Annotated in this window: 12 protein-coding genes; 6 read left to right on the top strand and 6 right to left on the bottom strand. The window is 67.6% G+C overall.

Annotated features, from left to right (window positions below; genetic code table 11):
• The first annotated feature begins 84 nt into the window (after positions 1–84).
• Positions 85–309: a YMGG-like glycine zipper-containing protein gene (locus AC6CIE_RS09610; RefSeq protein WP_056321146.1), complete on the top strand. Its 225-nt coding sequence runs from the start codon at positions 85–87 to the stop codon at positions 307–309.
• Positions 310–399: 90 nt separating this feature from the next.
• Here AC6CIE_RS09610 and minE read toward each other — a convergent pair whose 3' ends face one another.
• From minE to AC6CIE_RS09630, 4 genes are all read right to left on the bottom strand, one after another.
• On the bottom strand, positions 400–657 hold the full coding sequence (gene minE, locus AC6CIE_RS09615) for a cell division topological specificity factor MinE (RefSeq protein ID WP_006217654.1): 258 nt from the start codon (positions 655–657) through the stop codon (positions 400–402).
• A gap of 3 nt (positions 658–660) precedes the next feature.
• Positions 661–1,476 carry a septum site-determining protein MinD gene (minD, locus tag AC6CIE_RS09620; protein ID WP_008158705.1) on the bottom strand — a complete coding sequence of 272 codons (816 nt, stop codon included), beginning with the start codon at positions 1,474–1,476 and terminating at the stop codon, positions 661–663.
• Positions 1,477–1,618: 142 nt separating this feature from the next.
• The gene (gene minC / locus AC6CIE_RS09625; protein WP_343738724.1) at positions 1,619–2,563 is read right to left on the bottom strand and encodes a septum site-determining protein MinC; all 945 of its coding nucleotides are present in this window, start codon (positions 2,561–2,563) and stop codon (positions 1,619–1,621) included.
• Between the two features lie 160 nt (positions 2,564–2,723).
• Positions 2,724–4,490, bottom strand: a complete 1,767-nt coding sequence (locus AC6CIE_RS09630) for a glutamine--tRNA ligase/YqeY domain fusion protein (RefSeq protein WP_498092156.1) — start codon at positions 4,488–4,490, stop codon at positions 2,724–2,726.
• 136 nt (positions 4,491–4,626) lie between these two features.
• On the opposite strand from AC6CIE_RS09630, the gene AC6CIE_RS09635 reads away from it, so the two are divergent.
• Positions 4,627–5,970, top strand: coding sequence for a cytochrome ubiquinol oxidase subunit I (locus AC6CIE_RS09635; RefSeq protein WP_498092157.1), 1,344 nt, complete (start codon positions 4,627–4,629; stop codon positions 5,968–5,970).
• Positions 5,967–7,022, top strand: a complete 1,056-nt coding sequence (locus AC6CIE_RS09640; RefSeq protein ID WP_175123204.1) for a cytochrome d ubiquinol oxidase subunit II — start codon at positions 5,967–5,969, stop codon at positions 7,020–7,022. The genes AC6CIE_RS09635 and AC6CIE_RS09640 overlap by 4 nt, the downstream gene beginning before the upstream one ends.
• 65 nt (positions 7,023–7,087) lie before the next feature.
• On the opposite strand, the gene recQ is transcribed toward AC6CIE_RS09640, so the two are convergent.
• Together recQ and AC6CIE_RS09650 are read right to left on the bottom strand one after the other, a co-directional pair.
• Positions 7,088–8,917 (bottom strand): DNA helicase RecQ, encoded by a 1,830-nt coding sequence (gene recQ, locus AC6CIE_RS09645; protein WP_175123203.1) that lies wholly within the window; start codon positions 8,915–8,917, stop codon positions 7,088–7,090.
• Between the two features lie 92 nt (positions 8,918–9,009).
• Entirely contained in the window at positions 9,010–10,347 is a 1,338-nt protein-coding gene (locus AC6CIE_RS09650) for a fimbria/pilus outer membrane usher protein (protein ID WP_414631973.1), read from the bottom strand.
• Between the two features lie 219 nt (positions 10,348–10,566).
• Here AC6CIE_RS09650 and AC6CIE_RS09655 point away from each other — a divergent pair, with 219 nt between their 5' ends.
• The 3 genes from AC6CIE_RS09655 (at position 10,567) to ruvB (ending at position 14,048) form a co-directional block, all read left to right on the top strand.
• Entirely contained in the window at positions 10,567–11,268 is a 702-nt protein-coding gene (locus AC6CIE_RS09655) for a response regulator (RefSeq protein WP_008158717.1), read from the top strand.
• On the top strand, positions 11,268–12,857 hold the full coding sequence (locus AC6CIE_RS09660) for a sensor histidine kinase (protein ID WP_498092158.1): 1,590 nt from the start codon (positions 11,268–11,270) through the stop codon (positions 12,855–12,857). Before AC6CIE_RS09655 ends, AC6CIE_RS09660 begins: the two co-directional genes overlap by 1 nt.
• A 114-nt stretch (positions 12,858–12,971) precedes the next feature.
• Positions 12,972–14,048 (top strand): Holliday junction branch migration DNA helicase RuvB, encoded by a 1,077-nt coding sequence (gene ruvB, locus AC6CIE_RS09665; protein WP_498092159.1) that lies wholly within the window; start codon positions 12,972–12,974, stop codon positions 14,046–14,048.
• Positions 14,049–14,059 lie beyond the last annotated feature (11 nt).

Here is a 14,059-nt window from a genome sequence, read left to right on the forward strand (position 1 = left end):
TGAAAGCTCTAAACCCCTAAAGGTCCGCTCGCTCGCATTTTGATTCTCCGGTGCGGCCCCGGGTAAAAGAATAGGAGCTACATCATGAAAATCGCATCGCTTTCCAAGATCTGTGCCGCTGTGGCGCTGGCTGCCACCATGGCGGGTTGTTCATCGTGGGATGGCATGAGCCATCGCCAGAAGAGCACCGTGGGGGGCGCCGCACTCGGCGGCGTCGCGGGTGCGGTGATCACTAACGGCGGCGTGCTCGGCACGGTCGGCGGCGCGGCGATCGGCGGTGTGATCGGCGACCAGGTAGGCAAGCGTTAAGCCTTCCTTGTCCCAAAAAGCAACGCCCGGCAATGCCGGGCGTTTTTTATGCGCAACGCGCGCCGGCAAGGCCGGCGCACAGCAGAGACGTCACGTCTCGTTCTGCGGCATTTCGATCTTCACTTCCAACACTTCCAATGTGTCCTGGCGTTCCAGGTGCACCTTGATGTCTTCAGGATTGATCTTCACGTACTTGGAGATGACCGCGATCAGTTCCTGCTGAAGCTGCGGCAGGTAATCGGGCGAATCCCCGCGGCCACGCTCGTGGGCAAGGATGATCTGCAACCGTTCTTTGGCGACGGACGCGGAGGTCTTCTTTTGACCGAGCAGAAACGACAGGAAGGACATCGCTTACTTGCCTCCGAACAGGCGTTTCAGGAAACCCGGCTTTTCGTAGTCGGTAAAGCGCAGGGCCTTGTCTTCGCCAAGGTAACGGCTGACGACGTCCTTGTAGGCTTCCGAGACGTCGGTGTCTTTCAGGTGGATGGCCGGCAGGCCCTGGTTCGACGCCTGCAGCACGGCTTCCGATTCGGGAATCACGCCGATGAGCTTGATGCGCAGGATGTCTTCGATGTCGGTCAGCGACAGCATCTCGCCGTCGGACACGCGCTTGGGGTTGTAGCGGGTCAGCAGCAGGTATTCCTTGACCGGCTCGTCGCCCTCGACCGCGCGCTTGGACTTGGCGGCCAGGATGCCCAGGATGCGGTCCGAGTCACGCACGGACGAGACTTCCGGGTTGGTCACCACCAGCGCGTCATCCGCAAAATACGCGGCCATCAGCGCGCCGGTTTCGATGCCGGCGGGCGAATCGCAGACGATGTAGTCGAAACCCATTTCCTTCAGGTCATTGATGACCTTTTCCACGCCTTCCTGCGTCAGCGCATCCTTGTCGCGCGTTTGCGAGGCGGGCAGGATGAAAAGGTTTTCAAGCTGCTTGTCCTTGATGAGCGCTTGCTTGAGGGTCGCTTCGCCCTGGATCACATTGACGAAGTCATACACCACGCGACGCTCGCAACCCATGATGAGGTCGAGGTTGCGCAGGCCGACGTCGAAGTCGATGACAGCGGTCTTGTGGCCCCGCATCGCGAGGCCCGCGGAAAAACTGGCGCTCGTCGTGGTTTTGCCCACGCCGCCTTTGCCGGAAGTCACCACAACAATGCGTGTCATGACGATCAAACCCTTATGTTCGAATAAATCGCGTTATCGTAAAGCAAAAAGCCCGTGTAAGGCTTCTTACAGGATGTGTTGAGATTTGAGCGGGCCGCGGCCGCGCCGCCGTCTCGCAGGATGCCGCGCCCGGAGCGCGGCATCAGGCCTTCAGCGCTTCGATGCGCAGCGTGTCGCCATCCAGGCGGACCAGCGCAGGCTGGTTCTGCAGCGTGCCATCAAGCTTGTCTTCGACCACGCGGTAGACGCCCGCGACGGCCAGCAATTCCGCATCCAGATGCGTCGTGAAGATGCGTGCCGACGTGTCGCCGCGCGCGCCGGCCATGGCCTTGCCGCGCAACGGACCGTAAACGTGCACGTTGCCGTCGGCGATGACTTCGGCGCCCTGGCTGACCATGCCGATCACCACCAGATCCGTATGCCGTGCGTAAACGCGCTGGCCCGAGCGCAGCGGCCGCGTGACCACCAGCGCCGACGACGAGTGCGGGGCGGCGGCCGTCGGGCTGGGCGCGGACGTGGTGCTGCTGGCCGCGCGGGCGGGCAGGGGACCGGCGTCGGCTGCGGGCTTTTCGGCCTGCGCTTCGGCCTTTGCATCGGCAACGTCAGCGGCCGCCGTCTTGTCCTGCGCCGGGGTGTCGGCGGCAGACGTCTGCGCGGCAAGCGCCGACGTGTCGGTGGGTGCGGGCGCGATCTCGACGGCGGCGGCCGGCACGGACGGCACGGGCGTCGCGACGTCATTCGGCGGCGCGGTGTCCACCACGGGGGCGGGTCGCGCGGCAGGCGTGGACAGTTCGACCGGGGTCAGGCCGGCATCGCGCGCGGCTTGCAGATTGGCGCCTTCGGCCACCACGCCGATCGGAGGCAGGTTGTGGCCGCGCAGCGACGCGACCAGCGCCGGCCAGTCGATCGTTTCCTCGACCCGGCTGGCGTCGATGACGACGGGCTCGTTTTCAAAGAAGCTGCCGGCATCCGCCATACGCTTGGCCAGCGCTGCGTTCAGGCGTTCGGGATCGGCGCTATGCAAAACCACCCGGATGGCATACAGGGTGGCGCTCTTGAAGTCCAGGGCTAGGGATTCAGTGTTCATCTTGATTGTGGCTGGCGGTCCGGGCGGCGGAAAACGGCGCGCGCAACCGGCTGCGGGATGTCGGGGATGATAACCCGCCAGGGGCGGCCTGCGCCGGGCGCAGGGCGAAAGAAAAAGGCGCCACAAGGCGCCTTTTCCCGGTATTGCGCACGCGGGCGCGTCAGCCTTGCACCCACGAATCGCGCAGGGTCACGATGCGGTTCAGCACCGGCGCGTCGGGCGTCGAGTCCTTCAGGTCCGCCGTGAAGTAGCCCAGGCGCTCGAACTGCCAGGTCGCGCCCGGCGTGGCCACCGTGCCCGGTTCCAGCCAGGCCGTGACGGTCTGTTTGGAGTTGGGGTTCAGGCAGGCCAGGAAGTCCTTGTCGCCGCCGTCCGGACGCGGATCCGCGAACAGGCGGTCGTACAGGTGGATCTGCGCGGGCACCGCGTGCGCCGCGCTGACCCAGGTGATGTTGCCCTTGACCTTGACGCTGTCCGCGCCCGGGGTGCCGCTCTTGGTGTCGGGCAGGTATTCGGCCTGCACTTCGACGACCTCGCCGGCCTCGTTCTTGGTGAAGCCGGTGCAGCGCACGACATAGCCGTACTTCAGACGCACCGTGTTGCCCGGGAACAGGCGGAAATACTTCTTGGGCGCTTCCTCGCGGAAGTCGTCGCGTTCGATCCACAGCTCGCGCGACAGCGGGAACTCGCGCACGCCGGCTTCGGGGTCGTGCGGATTGCGCGGCGCGGTGCAGGTCTCGGTCTGGCCTTCCGGGTAGTTGGTGACGACCAGCTTGATCGGGTCCAGCACGGCCACCGAACGGGCGGCGATGGGGTCCAGGTCGTCGCGCACGGCCTGTTCGAGCAGGCTGTAGTCGATGCGCGAATCGGACTTGGAGACGGCGGTGCGGTCGCAGAACAGGCGGATCGACGCGGGCGTGTAGCCGCGGCGGCGCAGGCCGAAAATGGTGGGCATGCGCGGGTCGTCCCAGCCGTCCACATGGCCTTCCTTCACCAGTTGCAGCAGCTTGCGCTTGCTGGTGACGACGTAGCTCAGGTTCAGGCGGGCAAATTCGTACTGGTGCGGCAGCGGCTGGGCCAGCTTGCCCAGTTCGGCCAGGCGCCTCAGGATCCAGTCGTAGAACGGGCGCTGATCTTCGAATTCCAGCGTGCAGACGCTGTGCGTGATGCCTTCCAGCGCGTCTTCCACCGGGTGCGCCCAGCTGTACATCGGGTAGATGCACCATTGGTCGCCGGTGCGATGGTGCGTGGCGTGGCGGACGCGATACATGACCGGGTCGCGCAGGTTGATGTTGGGCGACGCCATGTTGATCTTGGCGCGCAGCACCAGACTGCCATCCGGATGCTTGCCGTCGCGCATTTCGCGCAGCAGCGCGATGGACTCGGCGGCCGGGCGGTTGCGCCAGGGCGAATCCGTGCCGGGTTCGGTCAGCGTGCCGCGGTTGGCGCGGATTTCTTCCGCGCTCTGTTCGTCGACGTAGGCGTGGCCGGCTTCGACCAGGGCTTCGGCAAACTCATACATATAACCGAAGTAGTCGCTGGCGAAGTACAGGTTCTCGCGGCCGTCGGCCTTCCAGTCAAAGCCCAGCCAGTGGACGGCCTCGATGATGGCGTCGACGTATTCCTGGTCTTCTTTCTCGGGGTTGGTGTCGTCAAAGCGCAGGTGACAGACGCCGCCGAAGTCGCGCGCCAGCCCGAAGTTCACGCAGATGCTCTTGGCGTGGCCGATGTGCAGGTAGCCGTTGGGCTCCGGCGGAAAACGCGTGCGGATGCGCGCCGGGTCCGCGTCCCCCTGCTGCTGCATGGCCGCCGGGCCAGGCTTGCCCGCCCAGCGCTTGCCCTGGAAGCGGTTGGCTTCGAGGTCGTCTTGGACGATGTTGAGCAGGAAGTTTGATGCGGCGGGGGTCGGCGTCGGGGCGGTGGTCATTCTTGAAAGAATAGGAAAAAGCAGCGACAAAGCGTCAATTTTGCCACGTTCCGCAGCGCGGCCATTTTTGCCACGCCTTCAACCGGTTTCGATCGACCCCCATAGTCATGTAACTGGCTCTACACTACGGGCCATTATGGATATCTCGACCCTATCCCTGGCCCGGGCGCAGTTTGTGGCCAGCCTTAGCTTCCTGGCGCTTTTCCTAGCCGTCTCTCTGGCGCTGGCCTGGGTGCTGCTGTTCTTCAAGATCCGGGCCCGGTGGTCCAGCCACGGTGGCTGGACGGCGGCCTACCGCTTCTGGGTCCGCATCTTTGCGCTGTCCTTCGTGTTGACGCTGGCCGCCAGCGTGCCCGTCCTGATCCAGATCGGCAGCCTGTGGGCGGGCCTGATGGACAAGATCGGCAACGTGGCCGGTCCGCTGCTGGGTTACGGCATCCTGTCCGTCTTCATCCTCAAGTCCTGTTTCCTGGGCGTCATGCTGTTCGGCCAGCGCCGCGTGTCCGATGGCGCGCACACGCTGGCCGTCCTGATGGTGGCGGCCGGGCAGCTCGTCGCCGTGTTCTGGGTGCTTGCCCTGCAATCGTGGATGCAGACGCCGGACGGCGCGCTGCTGGTCGACGGCCGCTACCAGGTCTATGACTGGCACAAGGTCGTGCTCAATCCCTCGGTCGGCTGGCGCATGGCCGTGGTGATGGTCGGCGCGGCGCTGGCCGCCTCGTTCCTCATGATGGGCGTGACCGCGCTGCAGGCATTGCGGCGGCCGCTGGGCGAGGGCGAGCGCAGCGCGTTCAAGACGGCGCTGGTGATGGCCGTGGTGGCCGCGTTCCTGCAGGTGCCCGTGGCGACCGGCGCGGGTCAGATGATGGCCAAGCTGCAACCGGCCAAGGCCGCGGCCGCGGCGGGCTTCTGGGAAAGCGGCCCCGTGCCGCAACTGGTGCTGTTCGGCTGGCCCGACGCGCGCGGGCACGTCAACGAAGGCGACCTCACGATCAATAACGCCGGCGGCATGTGGCTGCATCGCAATGCGGACGGCACCTACCAGGGCCTGGACAAATATTCGGGCATGCTGCCGCCGGTGGCGCTGACCTTCTGGTCGCTGCGCGTGGCCGTCGGCCTGGGACTGCTGATGCTGGCCGTGGCGTGCGTGACCTTCCTGTGGACGTTCCGGCGCGGCATGGACCCGTCGGTCCTGCCGCCTTGGTGGCAGCGGGTCCTGTGCGGCATGATGTTCTCCGGCGGCATCGCCGTGGTGGCCGGCTGGTGGGTCTCCATCATCGGGCTGCAGCCTTTTATCGTGAACGGCACCGTTACGCAGTCCGAGGTCCTGGGTTCCGTGCCCTCCAGCACCGTGCTGTACGGGCTGGCCGGCTACGGACTGCTGTACGCGCTGCTGCTGGCCGCGTTCGCCGGCATGCTGTTCCATGCGGCGCGCTACGGCGTCGTGCCTGTGCGCAAGCTGAGCGGAGGTGCGCCATGATCGCCATGCTGGCTGCGTCGCAAGGCCTGAGCCCCGACGATCCTTCGTTCTGGATGCCGCTCGCCTTCATGGCGCTGCTGTTTGTCGTGATTGCCGCGGGCATGGTCCTGGACGGCTTCGACCTCGGCGTGGGCATCCTGCTGCAGATCGCGCCGGAACACGAGCGCGGCCGCATGATGAGCCTGCTCAGCCCGTGGCGCGACGCCAACGAGTTCTGGCTGCTGCTGGGCATGGGGCTGTTTGCGGCGGCGTTCCCGTTCGCTTGGGGCGCCGTGCTGGGCAAACTTTATGGGCCGCTGACGTTCATGGTGCTGGGCGTGGTGCTGCGCAGCGTCGCCTTCGAATTCCGCATCCGCGCCCGCAACGAAATGAAGCCGCGCTGGATCTTCGCATTCTGGATCGGCTCGGTCATCACCGCGTTCGGCCAGGGCACGCTGCTTGGCCGCATCGCCACGGGCTACCAGTCCGACGCGGGTTATGGCTGGTTTGCGATGTTCGTGGGCCTGTGTGCGGTGGCCGCGTACGTGCTGCTGGGCGCGTCGTGGCTGGTCATGCGCGTCGAGGGCGACCTGCAGCGCCGCGCGGCCAACTGGGCGCGCCACGCCATCCGCTGGACGGCCGTGGGCATGGTGTCGATCGCGGTCACGCTGGGCCTGGCCAACGCCGGCATCTTCTACAAGTGGAGCAACATTGCCCACCTGAGCCTTGCGGCGTCGGTGTGGGTGCTGATGCTGGCCGGCTTCGTGGCCGCGGAAATGCTGCTGGCGCGGCTGCCGGGCCGCGCCGACCGCTTCAGCTGGCTGCCTTTTGTGCTGACGGTGGCGCTGTTCCTGCTGATGCTGAGCGGGCTGGCGTACAGCCTGTTCCCGTACCTGATCCTGGACGACATGACGCTGTGGGACGGCGCGGGCGCGCTGGGCTCGATGCGGCTGGTGATGGCGGGCGCCGTCGTGGGGATTCCGGTGGTGCTGGTGTTCAACATCCTGGCGTACCGGTCGGTCTTCGGCAAGGAGCGCCGCCCCGTGCCGCTGCTGCCGCCGCCGTCGTACTAAGCGATTCAAGGCGGGGCGGATTGCCGGGCCGGCATTCCGCCCGGGCTTCTGGTGCTGTCCGGGCGCTACAGCACCGGCCGCGCCACCCGCTGCAGGATTTCTTCGCCGTAGGCTTCCAGCTTGCGGGCCCCCACGCCGTTGATGTGGCTCAGTTCGTCCATGGACTCGGGCTGCGCCAGCGCGATCTCGCGCAGCGTGGCGTCGTGGAAGATCACGTAGGCGGGCACGCCGTGGCTCTTGGCGACTTCGCCGCGCCAGGCGCGCAGTGCCTCGAACACCGGCTGCAGTTCGGCCGGCAGGTCGATCGCCGCCGCCTTGGGCCGACCGCTGCCCGTCTTGCCGGAACGCGGCTTCTTTTCGGATTCGCGCCGCAGCATGAGCTGGTGCTCGCCCTTGAGCACCGCGCGGCTGCCTTCGGTCAGGGCCAGCGTGCCGAAGCCTTCGTTGTCCACGGTCAGCAGGCCCTGCGCCAACAACTGGCGCAGCACACCACGCCACGCGGTGTCGGAGAGGTCGGCGCCCACGCCGAACACGCTGAGCGACTCGTGGCCATGCTGCTTGGTGCGGTCGGTGACCTTGCCGCGCAGGATGTCGATAATGTGGCCGGCGCCGTAGCGCTGGCCGCGTTCTTTCCAGAGCCGGTACACGGCTGACAGCACCTTCTGCGCCGCCACCGTGCCGTCCCACGCCTGCGGCGGATCCAGACAGACGTCGCAATTGCCGCAGGCGGTGATCTGCTGCCCAAAGTAAGCCAGCAGCCGCACGCGCCGGCATTCCACCGTTTCGCACAGGCCCAGCATGGCGTCGAGCTGCTGGCCCAGGCGCCGGCGATAGGATTCGTCGCCGGGCGATTCGTCGATCATGCGGCGCTGCTGCACCACGTCTTGCAGGCCATAGGCCAGCCACGCCGTGGCGGGCAGGCCGTCGCGGCCGGCGCGGCCGGTTTCCTGGTAGTAGCCTTCGACGGACTTGGGCAGGTCGATGTGCGCCACGAAGCGCACGTCGGGCTTGTCGATGCCCATGCCGAACGCAATGGTGGCCACCATGACCACGCCGTCCTCGCGCAGGAAGCGCGATTGGTTGGCCGCCCGGATTTGGGGGCTGAGGCCCGCGTGGTACGGCATCGCATCGATGCCCTGATTGCACAGGAATTCGGCCGTTTCTTCGACTCGGGCGCGCGACAGGCAGTACACCACGCCGGATTCGCCTTCGTGCTCGGTGCGGATCATGTCCAGCAACTGCTTGCGCACCTCGTTCTTTTCGACGATGCGGTAGCGGATGTTGGGACGGTCGAAGCTGGAGACGAAATGGCGCGCTTCATCCAGGGACAGGCGCTGCGCGATCTCGGTGCGGGTGACGGCGGTGGCGGTGGCCGTGAGCGCGATGCGCGGCACGTCGGGCCAGCGCTCGTGGAGCATGGACAGGCCCAGGTATTCGGGCCGGAAGTCATGACCCCATTGCGATACGCAGTGTGCTTCGTCGATGGCGAACAGGGCGATGCGGCCGCGGTCCAGCAATTGCAGGCAGCGGTCGGTCAGCAGGCGCTCGGGGGCGACGTAGAGCAGGTCGAGCTCGCCATCCAGAAAAGCCTGTTCAACTTCGCGCGCCACCCGCCAATCCTGCGTGGAATTCAGGAACGCCGCGCGCACGCCCAGTTCGGTCAGCGCGTCGACCTGGTCCTGCATCAGCGCGATCAGGGGCGACACGACGATGCCGGTGCCTTCGCGCACCAACGAGGGGATCTGGTAGCAGAGCGACTTGCCGCCGCCCGTAGGCATGAGAACGAGCGCGTCGCCGCCGCCGATCACCTGTTCGACAATGGCTTGCTGGTCGCCGCGGAAGGATTCGTAACCGAAAACGCGCTGCAACACGCCGAGGGCGCGCGCGTCAGACATGGGGGTAGGCCGGAAGCATCATGGCAGCGATTTTAAGCCCCAAATCCCGGCCGCCCGTTCCGGAGGGAGATTTTGGCCACGCTATCCGGCACTTACCAGCTGAGCCAGGTGCCGCGCATGAAGGTGTCGACCGGCATGCTCAGGTTGGCGCGCCAGCCGTAGTCGCCCGTCACGATGTCGCGGTCGGCGCCGACGGCCAGCTTGACCTTCGGAGCCACGAACATGCTGTGGGACAGGCCCACGCGCTGCTCGGCCAGCACGGAGCCTTCGCGCAGCCCGGAATACGTGCCGCTCAGCGTGCCCCAGCCGGACAACGGGACGCCCGCCGACACGGTATTGCGCGTCTGGGCCGTGGACGCGACGCCGTCGGAATAGGTGGACAGGTCGCCGTAGCCCGCACCGATCTGCTCGTTGGTGTAGCCCAGCGTCACCGTGTCGGCCACGTCGATGCTGTAGCCGAAGCGGTAGCGGTAGCCGCTGGCCGCATCGAAGGTGCTTTGCGTGGCGCCGGCCCGGAAGGTGCCGAATTCGCCGGCGTTGTATGTGGTGCCCACGCCGCGGGTGGTCAGGGATGGGGCGCTCTGCATCTGGCCTTCGACCGTCACCACGGGCGTCAGCCCGTAGCGCACGCTGCCGCTGCCGACGGACGCGCCGTAGTCCACGGCCCCGGACTTGGCGGCCGGGTCCATCAGGTTCAGTTTGCCCACCGATGACGAGTAGCCGAAGCTGCCCTCGGGCAACGTGGCGCCGCTGCCGCCCCAGTTGGCGATCTGCAGCCCGCCCACCGGCGCGCCGCTGCCCCACGCGGGCGCATTCGGATTGACGTTGCCCACGGTGAGGGAAGGGCCGACGGTGTTGTTGTAGACCCAGTTGCGGCTGCCGCCATAGCGCAGGCCATCCAGTCCGCCGACGGACGAGAACCAGGGGCGCGAGGGGCGGGAAACCCCGGAAATCACCACCACGGGTATTTTCGGGAGATCGCCGTCTTCCAGTGCAAACGAGTAGTCCGGGGGGGTGTCGACGGCGGAAGCCGGCGTTGCCAGGGGATCGCAGGACAGCGGGACCGTCGGCGCGTTGCCCGTCAGGCCCATGCCGGTGCCGGGGATGAAGCCTTCGGCCGGGTCGTCAGCGCCATCGCGCACCGTGGTGTCCATGCCGGGTTCCGTCGCGTGCAGGTCGCACGGCGTCGGGTCCAGCGGCACGGCGCGATCTTCCAGCGACGGGGCGGGGCGCACCGGCAGCGATTGAACCGGCGAGAGCACGCCGATGCCGCGCGCCACGCGCGTGACGTCGCCCGCCGGGGGCGGCGTCCAAGTAAAAGGGGACACGTCGGGCTCGTCACCAAAAGCGGGCGCCAGCGGCCAGGCCAGGCCCGCCGTCAGCGCCGCGTGCAACAGCCCTCTGCGCCAGGGGTTAGCTGTGGCGGCCATGGGGACAGTGTAGGGAGCACCCTGCCGGGCATCTGTAAACGATCTTTAGGAAAGTCCACGAAGGGCGGCAGGCGAAGCGACATTCTAGGGCCAGTTCGGGGGCGAGGGGACCCCCGTTGCAAAAAGCCCGACACATCATCCGTACATCGTGCAACGGGTATATTTCAGATGATTTCCCGCCCCTTGCGAGCGACGGCGACGCGCCGCACTATGACGCCCATGGACAATTCCCACACCAAGCTGCTGGTCGTCGACGACGATCCGGCGCTGCGCCAATTGCTGGCCGACTACCTGAACCGGCATGGCTACGACACTTTGCTTGCCCCGGACGCGACCGACCTTTCCTCGCGCATTACCCGTTACGCGCCCGATCTGCTGGTGCTCGACCGCATGCTGCCCGGCGGCGACGGCGCCGATGCCTGCCGCCGCCTGCGCGAGCAGGGCGAGGACATTCCCGTCATCCTGCTGACCGCGCGCGACGAAGCCGTGGACCGCATCATCGGCCTGGAGGCCGGCGCCGACGACTACGTCGGCAAGCCCTTCGACCCCCGCGAACTGCTGGCCCGCATCGAGGCCGTGCTGCGCCGCAAGCGCGGCCCGTCCGCGCTCACCAAGGACGCGCCGGTCTCGTTCGGACCATTCGTGTTCGATCCGTCCACGCGTCAGCTGTCCCGCGACGGCACCGTCGTCAAGCTGACGGGCGGCGAGATCAACCTGCTTGAAGCCCTGGTGCGCAACGCCGGCAAGCCGCTGTCGCGCGAACGCCTGCTGGCGCTGGCCCGCGACGACGACGCCGGCGAACGCAACGACCGCGCGATCGACATCGCAATCCTGCGCCTGCGCCGCGTCATCGAAGACGATCCCAAGCAGCCGCGCTGGATTCAGACCGTCTGGGGCATCGGCTACCGGTTCTCGCCCTGATGCGCTTTTCCCCCAGCATTCTGGTGCCCCGCTCGCTGCGGGCACGGCTGATCCTGCTGATCCTGGGATCCGTCCTGCTGACGCAGGCCGCCACGTTGGTGACCGTGTCCTACTTCCGGCACAAGTTCATGGAAGACGTGGCCATCGGCTACATCGTCACCACCATCCGCACGCTGCGCGCCGCCGTATCCCAGGTGCCGGCCGAAGACCGCGCCGATTTCGTGCGGGCCGCGTCGCAGAACCAGTGGCGGTTGTGGTCGCGTGTGCTGCCCGCCGAAGCCAAGCTGCAGCGCTTCAATGGCCGCCGTCCGCCACCGCCGCGCGCCGCGCCGCGCCCGCCGCCTCCACCGCCGCCGTCCTCCCAGGATTCCCAATTTCACGGGCCGCCGCCGCCCCCGCCGCCCGAAGTCCGCGACGACGAGCGCGACACGCACGCCGCCCAGGCCGACGCGCGCGGCGACGCGCAGCGCACCGGCGACGGGGCGCGCGACCGCGAGGAGTCCAACCGCCGCTACAAGCCCGAGCCCGACGACATCCGCCGCGATCTGCGCGTGCTGGTCCAGCAACTCAACGAACGCCTGAACGACGGCACGCGCGTGGCGTTGTCGCGCGGCCCCACGCCGGAAATCTTCATTTCGCTGGCGCCCAACCCGGCCACCGAAGACGCACCGCGGCTGCGCGAGTGGCTGGTCATTCCGCTGGAACGGCTGGACCCGCCCGTGGCCACGCCCTTCATCGCCGCCTGGCTGGGCGGTCTGGGCCTCCTGCTGCTCCTGGCCGTGGGCTTTTCGTGGCACATCACGCGGCCGATCACGCGCCTTGCCGATGCCGCGGACCAGTTGGCCGCCGGCCAGCCGCAGCGCGTGGAACCCTCGGGGCCACATGAAACCCGCGTGCTGGGCGAACGCTTCAACGCCATGCTGGATGCGTTGTCCGAATCCGACTCGGTGCGGCGCACCCTGCTTTCCGGCCTGCCGCATGACTTGAAGGGGCCGCTGTCGCGCATGTGGCTGCGCGTTGAAATGGCCGACGATTCCACGCTGAAGGAAGGCCTGCGCACCGACCTGCGCGACATGCAGCACATGGTGGATCAGTTCATCGGCTTCGTGCGAGGCACCGATCCGGCGGCCTACCGCTATGCGCCCATCGTGCTGGCCGAATGGCTGACCGAGCGCGTGGGCGCCTGGCAGGGCGCCGGCACCGCCATCGGCCTGGACACTGCCCAGGATGCCAGTGGGGCGGTGGTGCAGGCCGACGCCGTGGCGTTGGGCCGTCTGCTGGACAACCTGATCGGCAACGCGCTGAACCACGGCGCGCCGCCGGTGGACATCGCGCTGCGCCGCGAAGAAGGGCACGCGGTGCTGGACGTGGCCGACCACGGCCCGGGCATCGTACCCGAACGCCGCCTGGAGGCCTTGCGGCCGTTCAGCCGGCTGGACGACGCGCGCACCCGCACGGGCAGCGTGGGCCTGGGCCTGGCCCTGGCCGAGGCCATCGCGCGGGCGCACGGCGGATCGCTCGAACTGCGCGAGGCCGATTCCGGCGGCCTGTGCGTGCGCGTGCGTCTGCCGCTGTCGCAGGCCGCCTGACCGCAGGCCGCCTGATCGCAGGCCGCCTGACTGACGTGTCCTCGGGGCGGCCCCGGGGCGGGCCGGGCTACGGTACGATTCATCCTGCTTCGTCCTTTGCCCGTACCCCGCACCATGGCCATCCAGTCCGATTCGCTTTCCTCCCGTCCCGACGCCCCTCGCATCGTGGCGCCGCAGCCGGTGTCGCCCAACGAGGAGTCGATCGAACGCGCGTTGCGGCCCAAGGCGTTACAGGAGTACGTCGGGCAGCAGCGCGCCCGCGAACAGCTCGAGATCTTCATCGCCGCGGCCAAAAAGCGCGGCGAGGCCCTGGATCACGTCCTGCTCTTCGGCCCGCCGGGCCTGGGCAAGACCACGCTCGCGCACATCATCGCCCACGAAATGGGCGTGCAGTTGCGCCAGACCTCAGGCCCGGTCCTCGAACGCCCGGGCGACCTGGCCGCGCTGCTGACCAACCTGGAAAAGAACGACGTCCTCTTCATCGACGAAATCCATCGCCTGTCGCCCGTCGTCGAGGAAATCCTCTACCCGGCGCTGGAAGACTTCCAGATCGACATCCTGATCGGCGAAGGCCCGGCCGCGCGCAGCGTGAAGCTGGATCTGCAGCCCTTCACGCTGGTAGGCGCCACCACGCGCGCCGGCATGCTGACCAATCCGCTGCGCGACCGCTTCGGCATCGTCTCGCGGCTCGAGTTCTACAACGCTGCCGATCTCGGCCACATCGTGACGCGCAGCGCGGGCTTGTTGAACGCCGTCATCACGCCGGACGGCGCAGCCGAGGTGGCGCGGCGCGCGCGCGGCACGCCGCGTATCGCCAACCGTCTGCTGCGCCGGGTGCGCGACTACGCCGAGGTCAAGGCGGGCGGCACGATCGACGCCGAGGTCGCGGGCCGTGCGCTTGCCATGCTGGAAGTCGATCCGCAAGGGCTGGACCTGATGGACAGGAAGCTGCTCGAAGCCATCGTCCACAAGTTTGATGGCGGCCCGGTCGGCGTGGACAGCCTGGCCGCGGCCATCGGCGAAGAGCGCGACACGATCGAGGACGTCATCGAGCCGTATCTCATCCAGCACGGCTACCTGCAACGCACGCCGCGCGGGCGCACCGCCACGCTGACCACCTGGCGCCACCTTGGCCTGGCGCCGCCTGCGGGCACCGCCACCGGCGGCAGCGGCGACCTCTTCGGCAAATGATCCGCGCCACG

This window comes from Achromobacter sp. GQ309 (assembly GCF_059759315.1).